The sequence below is a fragment of the Planococcus maitriensis genome, from assembly GCF_003289925.1.
Lineage (GTDB): Bacteria > Bacillota > Bacilli > Bacillales_A > Planococcaceae > Planococcus > Planococcus maitriensis.
Map to the genome: position 1 here is coordinate 44,551 of NZ_QLZQ01000001.1, position 15,162 is coordinate 59,712.

General features: G+C 46.7%; 17 protein-coding genes. 12 read left to right on the forward strand and 5 right to left on the reverse strand.

Features of this window, described 5'->3' with window-relative positions; translation table 11 throughout:
- Positions 1-42: 42 nt before the first annotated feature.
- Positions 43-642, reverse strand: a complete 600-nt coding sequence (gene yyaC, locus DP119_RS00205) for a spore protease YyaC (RefSeq protein WP_240616344.1) — start codon at positions 640-642, stop codon at positions 43-45.
- A 289-nt stretch (positions 643-931) separates the two neighbouring features.
- Positions 932-1,699 (reverse strand): alpha/beta fold hydrolase, encoded by a 768-nt coding sequence (locus DP119_RS00215; protein ID WP_112229789.1) that lies wholly within the window; start codon positions 1,697-1,699, stop codon positions 932-934.
- 295 nt (positions 1,700-1,994) lie between these two features.
- Between DP119_RS00215 and DP119_RS00220 the strand changes: the two genes are divergently transcribed.
- The 5 genes from DP119_RS00220 (at position 1,995) to DP119_RS00245 (ending at position 5,709) form a co-directional block, all read left to right on the forward strand.
- Complete coding sequence (locus tag DP119_RS00220; protein ID WP_112229791.1) at positions 1,995-2,543, forward strand: GNAT family N-acetyltransferase; 549 nt, start codon at positions 1,995-1,997, stop codon at positions 2,541-2,543.
- Between the two features lie 256 nt (positions 2,544-2,799).
- A complete protein-coding gene (locus DP119_RS00225; protein WP_112229793.1) occupies positions 2,800-3,336 on the forward strand; it encodes a nucleoside/nucleotide kinase family protein in 537 nt (178 codons plus the stop codon).
- 331 nt (positions 3,337-3,667) lie between these two features.
- Positions 3,668-5,092 (forward strand): anion permease, encoded by a 1,425-nt coding sequence (locus DP119_RS00235; protein ID WP_112229796.1) that lies wholly within the window; start codon positions 3,668-3,670, stop codon positions 5,090-5,092.
- 55 nt (positions 5,093-5,147) lie between these two features.
- Positions 5,148-5,495, forward strand: a complete 348-nt coding sequence (locus tag DP119_RS00240) for an ASCH domain-containing protein (RefSeq protein WP_112229798.1) — start codon at positions 5,148-5,150, stop codon at positions 5,493-5,495.
- A gap of 34 nt (positions 5,496-5,529) precedes the next feature.
- On the forward strand, positions 5,530-5,709 hold the full coding sequence (locus DP119_RS00245) for a hypothetical protein (RefSeq protein WP_112229800.1): 180 nt from the start codon (positions 5,530-5,532) through the stop codon (positions 5,707-5,709).
- An 87-nt stretch (positions 5,710-5,796) separates the two neighbouring features.
- Here DP119_RS00245 and DP119_RS00250 read toward each other — a convergent pair whose 3' ends face one another.
- Positions 5,797-6,654: an SDR family oxidoreductase gene (locus DP119_RS00250; RefSeq protein ID WP_112229801.1), complete on the reverse strand. Its 858-nt coding sequence runs from the start codon at positions 6,652-6,654 to the stop codon at positions 5,797-5,799.
- 187 nt (positions 6,655-6,841) lie between these two features.
- On the opposite strand from DP119_RS00250, the gene DP119_RS00255 reads away from it, so the two are divergent.
- The 4 genes from DP119_RS00255 (at position 6,842) to DP119_RS00270 (ending at position 9,047) form a co-directional block, all read left to right on the forward strand.
- A complete protein-coding gene (locus DP119_RS00255) occupies positions 6,842-7,276 on the forward strand; it encodes an Rrf2 family transcriptional regulator (RefSeq protein ID WP_112229803.1) in 435 nt (144 codons plus the stop codon).
- A 152-nt stretch (positions 7,277-7,428) separates the two neighbouring features.
- Positions 7,429-7,923, forward strand: a complete 495-nt coding sequence (locus tag DP119_RS00260; RefSeq protein ID WP_112229805.1) for a GNAT family N-acetyltransferase — start codon at positions 7,429-7,431, stop codon at positions 7,921-7,923.
- Between the two features lie 30 nt (positions 7,924-7,953).
- Positions 7,954-8,418 (forward strand): GNAT family N-acetyltransferase, encoded by a 465-nt coding sequence (locus DP119_RS00265; protein WP_112229807.1) that lies wholly within the window; start codon positions 7,954-7,956, stop codon positions 8,416-8,418.
- A 65-nt stretch (positions 8,419-8,483) separates the two neighbouring features.
- Positions 8,484-9,047 (forward strand): GNAT family N-acetyltransferase, encoded by a 564-nt coding sequence (locus tag DP119_RS00270; protein WP_112229809.1) that lies wholly within the window; start codon positions 8,484-8,486, stop codon positions 9,045-9,047.
- A 40-nt stretch (positions 9,048-9,087) separates the two neighbouring features.
- Here DP119_RS00270 and DP119_RS00275 read toward each other — a convergent pair whose 3' ends face one another.
- Positions 9,088-9,957, reverse strand: coding sequence for a cation diffusion facilitator family transporter (locus tag DP119_RS00275; protein ID WP_112229811.1), 870 nt, complete (start codon positions 9,955-9,957; stop codon positions 9,088-9,090).
- Between the two features lie 209 nt (positions 9,958-10,166).
- Between DP119_RS00275 and bsh the strand changes: the two genes are divergently transcribed.
- On the forward strand, positions 10,167-11,141 hold the full coding sequence (gene bsh, locus DP119_RS00280; RefSeq protein ID WP_112229813.1) for a choloylglycine hydrolase: 975 nt from the start codon (positions 10,167-10,169) through the stop codon (positions 11,139-11,141).
- Between the two features lie 159 nt (positions 11,142-11,300).
- Positions 11,301-11,510: a hypothetical protein gene (locus DP119_RS00285; RefSeq protein ID WP_112229815.1), complete on the forward strand. Its 210-nt coding sequence runs from the start codon at positions 11,301-11,303 to the stop codon at positions 11,508-11,510.
- Between the two features lie 115 nt (positions 11,511-11,625).
- Here the strand turns inward: DP119_RS00285 and DP119_RS00290 are convergent, their stop codons facing one another.
- Entirely contained in the window at positions 11,626-13,575 is a 1,950-nt protein-coding gene (locus DP119_RS00290; RefSeq protein WP_167399167.1) for an FUSC family protein, read from the reverse strand.
- Between the two features lie 397 nt (positions 13,576-13,972).
- Between DP119_RS00290 and DP119_RS00295 the strand changes: the two genes are divergently transcribed.
- Positions 13,973-14,956 (forward strand): ketoacyl-ACP synthase III, encoded by a 984-nt coding sequence (locus DP119_RS00295; RefSeq protein ID WP_112229819.1) that lies wholly within the window; start codon positions 13,973-13,975, stop codon positions 14,954-14,956.
- Positions 14,957-15,162: the final 206 nt, after the last annotated feature.

A 15,162-nucleotide genomic window follows, 5' to 3' on the forward strand; every position in this document is an offset into this window, starting at 1 on the left:
ATACTAAAAAAAAGATTCCGCCCGGCTGGGACGGAATCTTTTTTATTGGCTTGCTTGTTGTTCGCTTTCGGTGATGACGCGAGCGATTAATCGGGACAGCTTCATAACGGTGTGGAGGCGAGTGTCGTTCAGGAACTGGGAAGTCGGAAGGGGATCCAAATAATTCACGATTCCCTGGAAATGATAGTCGCCAGTTTCTGGAAGCATTCTCTCCAGCGCTTTCCCGGGCATCAGCGGAGCGTCTACAAACAGAACATCGCCTACTTGTTCTTTCGCGCCAAGGCTCGCATCTACGCAGATGATCAGCGGATGGTGATAGGTTTTTTGAATGTCTTTTAAAGCAGGCTTTAAATTGAACGCATGGATAGGCTCTTCCAATGTCCCGTATACGCGCTCGATTTTGGCATTTTCCACAATCAAGCTTCCGGTGAGAGGCCCCAAGGAATCGCCGATATACCGGTCAGACCCGATGCACAAATAAACGATTTCGCGCTGCTCGGAACGTGCTTCGCGGAGAATTGCCGACAAATTGTCGATGATTGCCTGCAATGCTTCAGGTGCAGTCTGCTCATTAAACTGAAGCGTATTTTTGGGTTTGGTTGCAACTTCGTGGAGTTTATGTCTGCGGAAGGTATTCATCATGTTATACCACCTCTATACGTACTTTTATCAATTGCTTTCATTATAACTTTAATTAAACTAAGAGCATAAGATGAAGGTGTACCTTGTAGAAAGTAAAGTAAAAAATCTCTTTTGGGCTCTATTCGTTAAAGCCACAAGTATCAAAAAAAGCGTATTCGAATTTACCGAATACGCTTTTGTTCATTTCAAATTTTTCATTATCATGAAAGCAACTAGAGTTACTACACCCACAAGTAAGAACCCCATTGTTTAGAGGTGTTTTTCGCGTAGCTAGGTAAGCAATGAATTCTCACTTCTCCTTTAGCAATGGTTCGGCAGGGCGCTTCAAAGTTTCAAGCATCTTGTGAATTTCCTCAATGACTGCTTGAGGGTTATCGATGTGAACGGCGTGTCCTGCGTTTTCAAGAACGACGTGCCGGCTATTCGAACTTAAAGCTGCTAAATCTTTCTGGAAATCCATCCAATGGGCCCAAGATTCAGGGGTGTGGACAGGCTGGTTGCCGCCGGTAACGACAGTCAAGGGCATATCGCCGAGTGTTTTGTGTTTCCGTACTTGCTCCAAGCTTTCTTCGAAGTCTGCTAATGTGCCTTCTACCGCAAATTGCCTGAAATACTGCTTCTGGTTTGGGGGAGACAGCGCCGGGGCCATCAATTTGTTTTGATCTTCGTGGCAAGCGTCTAAGAGCAGCACGCCTGCCACTTCTTCAGGGTATAGACTGGCGTATAAACGGACGTTCAAGCCACCGAAAGAATGGCCGACTAAAATATAGGGCGGTTTTGCGTTCGCTTTTTGAAGCAGCAGCCGTAAATTTTCAACGTTTTGCAGACTATGGCGCGGTCGGTCGTCGATGGTGCTTTTTCCGAGACCCGCCCGGTTGTACACGAGCATTCTGGAAAATGCAGAGACCTCCGCCTTAATCGGGTTCCAGCTTTTCGTTCTCCATCCATTGCCTGAATCAAAAACAATGACAGGACTCTCTTTGCTTTCACCGAGTTCTTCAAAGTAAAGCTGGATTCCTCCAATATCTATACACTGGCCTATCCATTGCTTTGTCATGTTCTTCCTCCATTTCATTAGACAAGCTTCTAATTGCTGCTTAAAAATATTCTCTTAATTATACTACAATATTCTGTAAATTGATTGGATGTGTATACAAAAATTGGATATAGTAGAAAGGGATGAAATTCATTTACGAAGTTTTAAATTGGGCTTTCGATTACGAGTTTTAACAATACAGAAATCAAAAGTTTATAGCACTCACTTGTCGAAGATACTAGCCGCACTATTATGTAAGCGACGTTGAGAGATCAAATTTAATGTTAAGTGGATTTAGAAAGGTAGATTATAAAAAATGGTTGATATTAAAGGGAGAAAAATTGAGTTAATCGAAAATACAGCAGAGAGCTTAGATGAACTATATTTCTGGCGGTTTGAAGAAAAACAGCAGGAAGCAAAAAAGTGGAACGGGCCATATATTCCTGAAGAATACATCAGCAAAGAACAGCACAGGGAAAAATGGCTCGACGATGAGGCGATTGCTGCGGGTGTTCCGACTTCCCTAACGATTAGGGCAGGCGAAAAAGTGATCGGTTATGTAGGTGCGTATTGGGTGGACGAAAACACCAATTGGCTCGAAACAGGAATCGTCATCTACGATAAAGATTACTGGAATGGCGGTTATGGCCGAGAAGCTTATACCTTATGGATTGATTTTCTTTTCGAATCGACGGACCTTCACAGGCTTGGAATGTCGACCTGGTCAGGCAATGAAAGAATGATGAAAGTTGCCGAAAAGATTGGCATGAAAGAAGAGGCGCGCATCCGAAAAGCGCGAATGGTAGAAGGGCAGTACTTCGACGCCATCAAGATGGGGATGCTGCGAGAAGAATGGGAAAAGTAGGCGATGGATTTCTTCAAACAGCCGATGCAAGGATATATTTTAAGAGGAGTGTTTCGTTGAACAAAAAAACTCATATATTTTTAGTCATTGCCCTAGCGCTCAACACGCTAAGATACGGCACTTATCTAATGGAAGGCGACGCAAACATCTATTAAATTATTATGTTTTTAGCCAATCTAATAGCTATGTTATTTGTCATTATCTCTAGAATGAACAAAAAAAGATCGGAAACTGATAGTTCCATAAGAGAGAGCCGGTGAACGAATTGAAAAAGCCTATTATTATAGCAATTACGGGTGTTTCAGGCGGTGGTAAAACCGCGCTCGTCACTCATTTGGCCAAGCATATCAATAATGCCGAAGCGCTGTTCTTTGATGATTATGACTTGCATGGACCGGAAGATGTATTGGAGTGGGTCGACCGCGGCGCCGATTCTCATGAGTGGAATCTCGAGCCGTTTGTTGCTGATTTCGTGGAATTGCTGAAGCAACCGTTGGAATACATATTTTTAGACTATCCGTTTGCGTATCAACATACGCAAATGAAAGAATTTATTGATCTGGCTGTCTTCATTGAGACACCGCTCGATCTTGCCTTGGCCAGGCGGGTTAGTAGAGACTTTCAAAATAGTTCCGGAGAAGAAATAGTGGCACAAGTGAATCATTATGCAAGTCACGGAAGACGCGCTTATCTCAACATGATTGAAACTATTCAGCCGGATTCTGATTTACTTGTAGATGGAACTTTAGCTGTCGAAGTTCTTGCAAATCAAATCATGAAGAGTGAAAAGTAACTGTCGTAGACGCCGTTCGTGAACTACAAAATTAAGACGGTGAATGGAGAAAATTTTGAATTTATGTGTCACTGGATCATCGTAAGAACAGGCTGTCCATATTGATAGCGCATACAATTTTTTGTGAACAAAAAGTCGAAATTTACAACAACACAAAAGCAGTTAAATGCCGTTCCCGCCGTTCCGGGGTTGAGGGCAACTGCCGGGTAAAAGTAAGCGTATTCCTGTTCTTGATCCGCATAAAATAGCCGAGCGGATATATTCATTCAACAGCCCGAAAGGCGTATAATCCTCCTTGCATAAAATACAGTATTTAAAAAGGAGAAGTAGGATGAATACTCAAAAACAAGGAGAAGTGAACTGGAAGTTGCTCTTGATTTGTGTCGCCATTGGGGCGACTATCTGGTTCATTCCCGCACCTTCTGGATTGGAAACGGATGCCTGGCATTTGTTCAGTATCTTTGTGGCTACGATTGTGGCATTGGTGATCAAACCGATACCGATGGGAAGCACGGCGATTCTTGCGCTGACAATAATTGCGCTAACCCAAATTCTCACCTTGGAACAAACGTTAAGCGGATTTCAAAATACGACCATTTGGTTGATTGTCATCGCTTTTTTCATTTCCCGCGGATTTATCAAAACCGGCTTGGGGACACGGGTTTCTTACCTGTTTGTCCGGCTGTTCGGCAAGAAAACGCTCGGCTTGTCGTATTCGATGCTGCTGAGTGATTTGATTTTGGCACCAGCTATGCCATCAAATACGGCACGGGCCGGCGGAATCATTTTCCCGATCATTCGCTCGCTTTCTGAAACGTACGACTCGAGAGTTGGAGACGGCACAGAGCGGCGCATCGGGGCATTTTTGGTCAAGGTCTCTTTCCAAGGAGATATGATCACTTCGGCGATGTTCGTCACGGCTATGGCCGCAAACCCGCTCGCTGTCCAGATTACGCAAGAAATTACAGGAGAAACAATCACCTGGGGTGGTTGGGCACTTGCCGCATTAGTGCCTGGCTTGATCAGTTTAGCGCTCATTCCTTTTGTCATTTACAAATTGTACCCTCCTGAATTAAAGGAAACACCGGAAGCCTCTGCCATTGCGGTAGAGAAATTGAAGGAAATGGGGCCGATGAAAAAAGAAGAACGCTATATGATCGGCGTCTTCGTCCTGCTGTTATCGCTCTGGATTTTTGGCGGAAACTTCGGCATCAGTGCGACGACCAGTGCGTTCGTCGGACTCTGTGTGCTGCTGCTCAGCGGCGTGTTGACCTGGTCGGATATCAAGAAAGAACAAGGTGCCTGGGATACGCTCGTCTGGTTCTCTGTACTTGTCATGATGGCGACATATTTGAACGAATTGGGCATGATTCCTTGGTTTAGCGATTTGATGGGGAATGCCGTTGGACAAATGTCGTGGATGATGACCTTGGTCATTTTGGCGATCGTCTATTTTTACTCTCATTATTTCTTTGCCAGCAACACGGCCCACGTCAGTGCGATGTATGCGGCGTTCTTGTCGGTCATTGTCGCTTCAGGTGCACCGCCGCTATTGTCAGCACTGATCCTCGCGTTCTTCTCGAACTTGTTCAGTTGCTTGACGCATTACGGCGCTGGCCCGGCTCCCGTCTTTTTCGGAAGCGGCTATGTCAGCCAAAAGAAATGGTGGAGCCTTGGGTTCATCATTTCCCTTATCCACATTGTGGTCTGGTTTGGCGCAGGCGGCCTATGGTGGAAAGCGCTTGGCCTTTGGTAATAAAGAATAAATTTCTCGAACTTTTTTCTACTAACGATGACTTTGGAGGATATCGATGGAGCACAAAATGAAACTTTACGAAGAACCTTTCCGGGCAATCCAGTCCGGAAAGAAAACGGTAGAAATCAGGCTATACGATCCAAAGAGACGAAAATTGAAAGAGGAAGACACAATAGAATTCACGCAACTGCCAGGCGAAGACGAAAAACTAACGGTGAAAATCACAAAGTTATGCACATATCCGACGTTTCGGGAAATTTTTGAAGATATTCCTGCTGAGAAATTCGGAATTGTGGATAACAATATTGAAAAACGCGTTGAATCCATCCACACCCTCTATTCACCAGCGCGTGAACAAGAATGGGGCAGCTTGGCAATCGAAATCGAGCTGCTTTTCCCCTGAAACGGTGGATAAACTGTTGAAGGAGCTGGAAGAAATGACAAAAACCATAATTATGTTTTCCACAGGCTTAATAATGTTTATGGCAGGTATGTATATATCCACATACTTATCCACTTTTGCGGTGGCTGTTGGTACTGCGCTTGCTGTAGCAGGTGGGTGGTTTATGGGAAGCAGCGCCTTTTTCTTGCTGAAAACCCAAAAGAAGTCAAACTAGGATAATCGATTTAATTATAGGTGAGTTATGCACCTAAAAAGAAACGGAGCCGATCGACAAGATCAGCTCCGTTCTTTGTATTGTTTTTTATTTTGAAACCAGCTGTGCGAGGCCATCGTGGATCGGTGTTAGCGGACGTCCGAGCACTTGTTCAAAATCGCTGTTTGCGACTTCGAGCGAACCGTTGCGTATGCTTTCCTGGATGCCGACGACAATCGGGATGGCGAAGTCGGGCACGCCGGCACCTTTCATCACTTCTGCGTATTCTGCGTCGCTTACTTGCTGCACGGAAACTGGTTTATCCAGTACGTCACCAAGTGCCGAAGCCAGTTGTTCCTGTGTTAACAAGGGACCAGAAAGTTCGTAAGTTTTGTTTTCGTGGCCGCTGCCAGTCAATACGGCGACTGCTGCGTCGGCATAATCCTGCTGCAAAGCCCAGCCGACTTTTCCTTCCCCAGCCGAAGTGACCCAAGGCGCGCCTGCTTCTACAGCTTGAATGCTGCCCAGTTCATTTTCCAAATACCAATTATTGCGAAGGAAGACATAAGGGATACCCGTTTTGATGATAGCGGCTTCTGTCGCTACGTGCGGCGGGGCCATCAGGTTTTGGCTTTCTGTTGCATTGGCGAGGCTCGTATAGGCGATAAATTTAACGCCTGCGCGCTCAGCGGCGTGAACCGCATTCTCGTGCTGGCGGATTCTCGTTTCGTTGTCGCCGTCGGTTGAAATGATCAGCAAGCGGTCGATTCCTTGAAAAGCTTGATCCAATGTTTCCGGAGAATCGAAATCACCGTGGCGAACGTCGACGCCTTGAGCGCGCAGGTCTTCAGCCTTTTCGGGATTGCGGACACTTACGGCAAGATCGCTAGCAGGCACTTGTTTCAATAAAGATGCCACTACTTTGGAGCCCAGTTTTCCTGTTGCTCCTGTCACCAAAATTTTCATCAATAATTCCTCCTGTTCATTCGTTCTTGTAACTGTGTTGATTACATGTTTAGTTTATTCACTTGTAACCAATTTGTCAACAGGTTGGATTTAATATATTTTCGTCTCGAAATTTGTTACAATTACTTGTAACCGAAACAATTACATCATGTGAAATTCAACATAAATACACAATGGAGGGCTCAACATGTCAATCAGCAGTCGATTTGCCGTCGGAATCCATATACTGGCGTTAATTGATTTGAATAAAGAAACCGCCTCATCTTCCGAATTCATCGCGGGCAGCGTCAACACCAATGCAGCGGTCATCAGAAAAATCATGGGAATGTTGAAAAAAGCAGGATTGATCGACGTGCAGCCAGGGGTGGCGGGCGCTAAACTTTCGAGAGAGTTATCGGAGATTACGCTGTTCGATATTTACAAGGCAGTGAACGTGGTCGAGGAGAATGAATTATTCAGCATCCACGACAAGCCGCATCCCGATTGCGTAGTCGGTAAAAACATCCAAAACACCATCGAGCCGATCTTCATGGCCGCCCAGTCGGCAATGGAAAAAGTGCTTCAGAACCTGACGCTCGAAGACATCGTAAAAGATATTGAAGCGAAAGAACATATTAAGTGAAAAAGACATTCCACGTGGATGTCTTTTTTAGTTAAAAAGTGTATAAAAGTTTTAGGTATGAAAAATTTAGTTGTGTTGAAGGGATTTTTCAAAGGTTATGATAATAATTAATAAAGAGACGATTTACTACAAAAACTGAAGGAGGATGAAAAATGCCCCATCTCTATACAGATAGGTTAGAGTTGATGACTTTCACGACAGAAATGATGCAAGCCGCGACTTCGACTAGGGAGGAGCTGGAAGTAGCAACAGGCTATTCCGTAGCTAGTGGGTATCCAAGTGAAACCTATAAAGAAATTCTTCCTTATAAAATTCAGCGCTACCGGCATTTCCCGGAGGAAAACGAATGGGAAGGGCTCATTATCCATAAGCAAGACCAGTGCGTCATCGGGGATATGGGCTTTCGGCGAAGCACCGACAATCCAAAAGAAATCGAATTGGGCTATAGCATCGTTCCCGCTTATGAAGGCTATGGTTATGCGACGGAAATGGCCGAAGCAATTATTGAGTGGGGGCTTAACTTAGAGGGAGTAGAGCGCATTATCGCGAGCTGCGACCCCAACAATGCGGCTTCGGCAAGGGTTTTGGAAAAAGCGGGTTTCACCAGTTTGGGTGAGCGTGAAGGGAAAATTTACTGGTCGACATGAAGACCTTGGGAATGAAGAGGTGAATAGCGGATGGACTATATTTTTCAAGCCATGACGCAGGAGCAAGCGGAGGATATTGCAGCAAGCTGGCGTTATCAAGGAGAGTATTCCTTTTATGACATGAACGCAGACCCGGAGGACTTAGAGGAGTTTTTGGATCCTGAAAAACGCGAGGGCGTATATTTTGTGGTTCTTTCCCAAAATGAAATCATCGGGTTTTACAGCTTTCAACAATCTGATAAAGATACGGTGGATATCGGGCTTGGAATGAAACCGGAGTTGACCGGTAAAGGCAACGGTGCGGCATTCTTGGCAGCAGGCTTGCAGTTTGCCGAAACAAGGTATCGCCCGAAGAACATAACTTTATCAGTAGCGGCGTTCAATACGCGGGCCATAAACTTATATGAAAAGCTTGGATTTAAAAAAGTGGCATCTTTCGTGCAGCCGACAAACGGGGGGCAGTACGATTTTGTGAGGATGAAACGTAATGAATAGCGAATCATTGTTTTGCTAAACATGTATTTACGTTAAGCTATTCAAAATTTGAGAGGGAAATAATAATGGGGAGCGTAGGATTGGTGCCGCACGATGACGCCTATTGCGAAGAAATTTTCAGGCTTTCTTCTATGCCGGCTGTAAAAGATGCTTTAGGTTTACCGGATGGAACCCTGGAAGATACTATTCGTTTCAGCCAGCTGGTAAGGGAAGAAGAAAAGTCAGGAACGAGAGTACCGCGTGTGATTTTGGGGGAGCAAAACCAATTGGTCGGCTTAACCGACTTGATGTTTATCGATTACTCGAAGAATTCCTGCCATATCGGAACGTGGATTGGCCAGGAATATTGGGGACAAGGGTTAAACGAAGCGTCTAAAGTCGCCATATTGAAAATTGCTTTTGGGGAGTTGGGATTGTCGCGTGTCTTCGCGGGGGCAAGAACGGTCAATATCCGTTCTCAAAAAGCGCAGGAAAAATTGCCTTTCATTAGCCTGCATGTGGAAACTGAATTCCCGGAAGAACATAAGGCGCTTGAGGACAAGGAAAAGCAAGCATGCGTCCTGCATGTTTTTCGGAAAGAGGATTTTGATGCATACCTCGCAGATAAAGAGAATCCGCACATGATATAGAGAAAGGATGAACACAAAAAAACCGGCGCTGCCGGTTTTTTTAGTGTGGCTCCACATGCACATGGACAGCCGAAATATCGTAGCGTTTCATGAGTTTGACTTCCACTTTGGTCGAGATGTCGTGTGCGACGGCGATGTCCAAATCGCCCGGCACCAAGACGGTGACATCGACTACGGCCCGGTTGCCGTAATTTCTCGCGCGGATTTCGCGGACTTCGGTGACGCCTTGTGTGGCGAGTGCAGTTTCTTTGAACGATTTGATGAGTTCCTCGTCAAAGCCGTCCGTCAGTTCGTGTGTCGCTTCCCAAAAGATGCCCCAGCCGGTTTTGACGATCAATACACCGACAAGAAGAGCCGCAAGCGGATCGAGCCACGGCAGATAAAACTGCGCGCCGACGATTCCGACGACCGCGGCGATGCTTACCCAGGCATCGGATAAATTGTCTTTAGCTGCCGCTGCAACGGCTTTGCTATTGATGCGCTCGGCTAGCTTTTTGTTATATCGATATACCAAATACATCACGATAGCAGAAAATCCTGCGGTCCAGGCCGAAAGCAGCCCAGGTGTTTCGCTGGTCCCTTGGAAAACCGACACGACGGCTGAGTAGGTAACTTGCAACCCGACTGCGACGATAATGAACGACGCCACCAAGGAAGCTACCGTTTCTGCCCGCCAATGCCCGTAAGGATGGTTGGCGTCTGCCGGCTTTTGGGATAATTTCAAGCCGATCAAAACTGCCGTTGATGCAACGATATCGGTGACGTTGTTCAAGCCGTCCGCTTTTAAAGCTTCTGATCCTGCTATATAGCCGATCCATAATTTAATAACTGATAAAATAATATAGGTAGCAATGCTGAGCATCGCGCCCCGCTCGCCTAATTTCAGATTGTCGAATCGTTCTTGTTCCACCTGTAATTCCCCCGTCCTGCAAGTACTTGAGTAGGATACCATCCGTAAATCGAGTGTGTCTACGGCAAAGTTTTTTCAGTATAGCAACTGAAAAGGGGCGAGGAAAGAAAGTTTCTGAAGGGAAAACGGGAGAATATTTGGTCAATGAAACTTTGGGTATAAAGGGAGTAGCGAATAATACCACAAACCAGAAAGCGGGGCGGACAGTGATGTGTACAGCGATCAGTTTCGAAACGAAAGATCATTATTTTGGCCGCAATCTCGATTTAGATGTTTCCTATACCGAAATGGTGACCATCACACCGCGGAATTTTCATTGTTACTTTCGTAAAGCCCAGGACATGATGAGTCATTACGCCTTGATCGGCATGGCAGCGGTCATCGACCATTATCCGTTATACTACGACGCCACCAATGAAAAAGGCTTGAGCATGGCGGGGTTGAATTTTCGGGGAAATGCTCATTTCCATCGAGAAGATCCGGACAAAGACAATATCGCGCCTTTTGAATTCATTCCATGGATTTTAGGCCAATGTGAAACGGTCGAGGAAGCAAAAATGCTGTTGTCGAAACTGAATTTGGTGGATATTCCTTTCAGTGAACACCTCCCAATCGCACCGCTTCACTGGATGATTTCCGACCAGCAGCAGTCGATTGTCGTGAAGTCTGTAAAAGAAGGGCTGAAAGTTTACGATAATCCAGCCGGCGTGCTAGCGAATAATCCCGAATTCGGCTACCATTTGTTCAATTTGAACCAGTATTTATCGGTGACAGCTTCCGCCCCTGAAAATCGCTTTTCGAAACAATTAGATCTCAAGCCATACAGCCTTGGAATGGGCGGCATCGGCTTGCCGGGGGATTTGTCCTCGACTTCGCGTTTTGTCAGGGCCGCATTCGCCAAATTCAACTCGGCATCCGGCAGCAGTGAAGCTGACAGTGTCGGGCAGTTCTTCCATATCCTGAAATCGGTGGCGCAGCCGAAGGGGCTCAATGCGCTAGAGGACGGGAAATTCGAATACACTTTATATTCTTCCTGCTGCAATATGGACAAGAGGATTTACTATTACACAACGTACGACAATAGCCAGATTACGGCGGTCGATCTGCACGCCGAAGATTTAGACAGCGCACAACTCGTCTCTTATCCGCTCATTTCGAGCCAGCAGTTCCGTTTCGTCAATTGAAAACAGCGGAGCATGCCAGTGAGGAGCTGGACACTTGCCGGTTTTAGGTTGATTTTATACGGGTCTATCAGGAAAGCGGCACTGGCGTTTATCGGAAACACACGGACATTCCATTAGGGGTATAAAAAGTTAAACTGAGGATAGGAGAATGAGGCAAATATGTTCAAATCATATGTAGCGGCAATCGAAAAGTATCGGGGCTTCATCATTGCTTTCAACTGTTTGATCGTACTTATTTCTTCGGGGGGCAATAATTGGGCCCTGACATGGATCATGGTGGGTGGCCTCATCATTTGCCCATTGATTGGCATTTCGGATTTGAAGCAAGCTCGTGCACAGCAACATGACAGGTTAAACGATGTGCAATAATGAAAAGTCCCGCTGCAAAAAAGCAGCGGGACTTTATCTATTTAATAGAAAAAGCTAAAAGTTTAACCATCGCAATCAGTTGCTTAAAGTTTACATGCGCAAAAAAAGACGAAGCCTATTCCAAGGTTTCGTCTTGTTCGTGTAATTCGATTTTGCGTGTGCTCATTCGAACCGTTTCCTGCAAGGCGGCGAGTTCCTGTTCGATTTCCGGGAATCCCGGGATTTCCGGAATCACGTGCTCCGCAAATGGCCAATTGCCTTCCAACGCATTCGCCATCATTTCGAAAAACAAATGGAGCTGTCCGAGCTGAACGGGAGATAAGGCAAGCCGGTCTTTTTGCGCAGCGTTCTCAAGCAGGAAGGCGAGCTGTTCGGAAGCGAAAAACACCTGCTGCAAGAGGGCGAGATTTGGTGGCCGCTGCGGCAATTCACCTTGAGCTGTGTCGAGTACTAACTTCAAATTGCTTAGGTTGGTGCGCATTTTCTTTTGTTCGATCGGTTGTGCCTCGATGTCTGGGCTATAGGGTGAAAACAGCAGGCTCATGAAGCGCTGCTGGCTTCGCAAAGTTTTGGACATGAGCGGAGGGAGCAACGTTGACGCACGGCGCCTGCCGATCAATAAGACCCCAATCAGCCCGATAGCAGAACCGATCAAGACGTCGACAATGCGCGCGGAAGCGAAATAGGAAAGGTCTCCGATCTGCGACGTGCTTTCCGCGATCATCAATGCGTTCGGCGTGATGAAGAATGCCGCAACGGCATAATTCAGCACAATCGCAAGCTCCGTGAGCGCCGTCAATGCAAAAATCATCAACGCAATGAACAGCCCATCCGGTTGAAAGGACAGAATGACAGCGGCAACTACAATGCCGACAATGGTGCCAGCCGACCGCTGAAGCGAGCGGTTGAATGTCGACAGGATCGTGGCGCCGGACATGACAGCGGCAGCCGACAATGGCACCCAATACGATGGGGCGATCGGCAAGAAGTGGGCAACGAATGCCGCAAACGCCAAGACGACACCAAAGCGGATGGCGGCGAAAAATACCATGGAATGTTTATTGAAAGCATTGGCAAAGACGGCCTTGAACGGTTCCGCTTTTAGTTCTGTATCACGCGTCCGTTTATCGCGCTGGCCTGTAAGAATGTCATAAGCTTTTCGAGTGCTTTCGGTTAAGGCATCTCCTGTTTCCGTCTGCAGGCGCGGTGCCGCGGCAAAGGATTTTTTGCCTGACGCTTCGACTGATGAAGCGATGAGCCGCAAATTCTCCACGGTTTCTTTCGATACGGCTGAATAGCGGTCGCCGCGTTTGATGATTTCGGCATAAACCGATGTTGCTTGCGCATGCAATAAGGTCAACTGGACGAGCCGGTTCGAGCGCGTCCATTTAGCGCTTGCATTGCTGAGAGCCGTTTCGGCGGATTTCAAGGTGGACCAGGCATGTTGGCGGACTTCATAGAACTCAGCGGACCCGGCCGATTCAGCCAAAGCGGTGAGTGCCATGTATCCCTGTTTCACGGCCTTTGCTTCTGCTGCATGGGGCTTGAAGGGAAAAGCCCACATCGCCATCAGCCAGGACAGCATGCCGCCCAGGAACACAAGAAAGCCATGCAATAGGAATAGCGCCGGATTGTCTGTCATATTATTGTTGATCAAAAACACCAGAACGAAAAAAATCGCGGTCGGCCCTGTGAATTGATAGGCGCCGAAGATGAACACCGCCAACGCGCCGATTAGGCCGACAGCGGCTGCCGCAAGAATTGGTTGTTGCAACAACAGCACGCCGAGCCCTGCAGAAAATGCCAAGCCGAGCGCGGCGAAAAAGATTTTTTTCGATCGAAGCGCGTACGGTTCATTGAACATATAAAGAAATGCCAAGCCCCCGAGCCCTGCGATCAGCCCGTATTGCAACTGGCCCAATAAGACCCCAATCAGTACAGGAAGCCCGGAACTGATGCCGGCAGCCAATGCTTTGGCCCAAGGGAGCGGGCGTTGGTTGATGGCGAACGCCTGCTTCAGGAGCCTGCGGAATTCACCATTTTTTGCGATTCGGTTTCGTTTCATTCCAGCGCCTCCTAACGAATAAATTCTCTTATGCCCATTATTCCACAGATCGATTTTGAAGGGCGAGTCCCAGCTGTTCGCTTGAAGAAAACTCTTTGTAACAGCTCTGTTCATCATCAGATTTATTATTCATTTTTTAACGTTTTTCTTATCTTTTTGAAGCTTTTACTTTTTTCCCAAACAACTAGAGAGCTGAGGGAATACCGAGAAAACAGTTACCACAAGATGCTGCAGTAGCATTAGGCTTCTTATTTCCTAGACAGTACATGACTTATGAATCGGAAAGCTACTAAAAATATTATGCAATTAAAAGTATTTACCCATTCATCTAAACTATTGGTACCTAATACTAATGTTAGGTGCTAAAATGAGGTGAGTAAGCTAAAGGGGTGTATGAATGAGCAGATCAGCAGCACGAATCACAGCCATCGGATCGTATGTACCCGAAAAGAGGCTAACAAATTTGGACCTGGAACAATTGGTTGAAACAAATGACGAGTGGATCCTCCAGCGCACCGGCATCAGAGAGCGCCGCATTGCGGGAGAACACGAATTTACGAGTGATATAAGTACAAAAGCAGTACAGGATTTGGCAGAGCGCTACGGAAAATCGTTCGACGATGTCGATTTGATCATTGCCTGTACGATGACGCCTGACTTCAAAACGCCAAGCGTGGCCGCAATGGTCCAGGCGAAACTGAACATCCCGAACGCCGGAGCGATCGATTTGAACGCGGCCTGCGCCGGCTTTTCTTACGGCCTGCAGATGGCGAACGGCTTGATCACTTCCGGATTGCATAAGAAAATCCTAGTAATCGGCGCGGAAACGTTCTCGAAGATCCTCGATTACACCGACCGCTCGACGTGCATCCTGTTCGGCGATGGCGGCGGGGCAGTGCTAGTCGAACACGACGCAGACAACCCGAGCTTTATCGAATCGCATATGGGAACGAACGGAGCCTTGGCGAACAACCTGTATTGCACAGACTTGGCTGGCGAGATGTTCGGCGAAGACTTGGCTGCACGCAACGTCGTCTGGCAAAATGGCCGCGAAGTATACAAATGGGCGGTCAATACAGTGCCAAAAGGTGTTAATGCTTTAATGGAGAAAGCAGGCGTCACGCCTGGCGAAGTGGATTGGTTCGTGCCGCACAGCGCCAATTTGCGGATCATCGAATCGATTTGTACAAGAAGCGGGCTATCGCTCGACAACACCATCTATTCACTCGAATATTACGGCAATACGTCTGCCGGCTCGATTCCGTTGTCGCTTGCCGAAGGCGTGAAAGACGGTCGCATCCAAGCGGGCGACCAACTGCTGCTGTACGGATTCGGCGGCGGCTTGACCCATGCCGGGATGCTGGTGAAATGGTCCATTTAACTGACAGAAGCACAAAATCCATAAATACTGAGCTCTGAACTCTCCTGGAAAGGGGAGTTTTTTCTATATGCAAATAAGCCAAATCATCCCCGCGACAAGATTAAAACGATCAAAGGTTTCGAAAAATTTTTAAGGAGTATTAGTTAAGTCCTAGGACACTTCCTGATTTTCATTAAGCTGGTAGTACTTTCTATTCTAATGACTGA

Excerpts from the sequence above, each read along its gene's own strand:
- DP119_RS00220 (WP_112229791.1), top strand. The coding sequence starts at position 1,995 with ATGGTTGATATTAAAGGGAGAAAAATTGAGTTAATCGAAAATACAGCA.
- bsh (WP_112229813.1), top strand. The coding sequence starts at position 10,167 with ATGTGTACAGCGATCAGTTTCGAAACGAAAGATCATTATTTTGGCCGC.
- DP119_RS00265 (WP_112229807.1), top strand. The coding sequence starts at position 7,954 with ATGGACTATATTTTTCAAGCCATGACGCAGGAGCAAGCGGAGGATATT.
- DP119_RS00255 (WP_112229803.1), top strand. The coding sequence starts at position 6,842 with ATGTCAATCAGCAGTCGATTTGCCGTCGGAATCCATATACTGGCGTTA.
- DP119_RS00285 (WP_112229815.1), top strand. The coding sequence starts at position 11,301 with ATGTTCAAATCATATGTAGCGGCAATCGAAAAGTATCGGGGCTTCATC.
- DP119_RS00295 (WP_112229819.1), top strand. The coding sequence starts at position 13,973 with ATGAGCAGATCAGCAGCACGAATCACAGCCATCGGATCGTATGTACCC.
- DP119_RS00215 (WP_112229789.1), bottom strand. The coding sequence starts at position 1,699 with ATGACAAAGCAATGGATAGGCCAGTGTATAGATATTGGAGGAATCCAG.
- DP119_RS00250 (WP_112229801.1), bottom strand. The coding sequence starts at position 6,654 with ATGAAAATTTTGGTGACAGGAGCAACAGGAAAACTGGGCTCCAAAGTA.
- DP119_RS00290 (WP_167399167.1), bottom strand. The coding sequence starts at position 13,575 with ATGAAACGAAACCGAATCGCAAAAAATGGTGAATTCCGCAGGCTCCTG.
- DP119_RS00235 (WP_112229796.1), top strand. The coding sequence starts at position 3,668 with ATGAATACTCAAAAACAAGGAGAAGTGAACTGGAAGTTGCTCTTGATT.
- DP119_RS00260 (WP_112229805.1), top strand. The coding sequence starts at position 7,429 with ATGCCCCATCTCTATACAGATAGGTTAGAGTTGATGACTTTCACGACA.
- DP119_RS00240 (WP_112229798.1), top strand. The coding sequence starts at position 5,148 with ATGGAGCACAAAATGAAACTTTACGAAGAACCTTTCCGGGCAATCCAG.
- yyaC (WP_240616344.1), bottom strand. The coding sequence starts at position 642 with ATGATGAATACCTTCCGCAGACATAAACTCCACGAAGTTGCAACCAAA.
- DP119_RS00245 (WP_112229800.1), top strand. The coding sequence starts at position 5,530 with ATGACAAAAACCATAATTATGTTTTCCACAGGCTTAATAATGTTTATG.
- DP119_RS00270 (WP_112229809.1), top strand. The coding sequence starts at position 8,484 with ATGGGGAGCGTAGGATTGGTGCCGCACGATGACGCCTATTGCGAAGAA.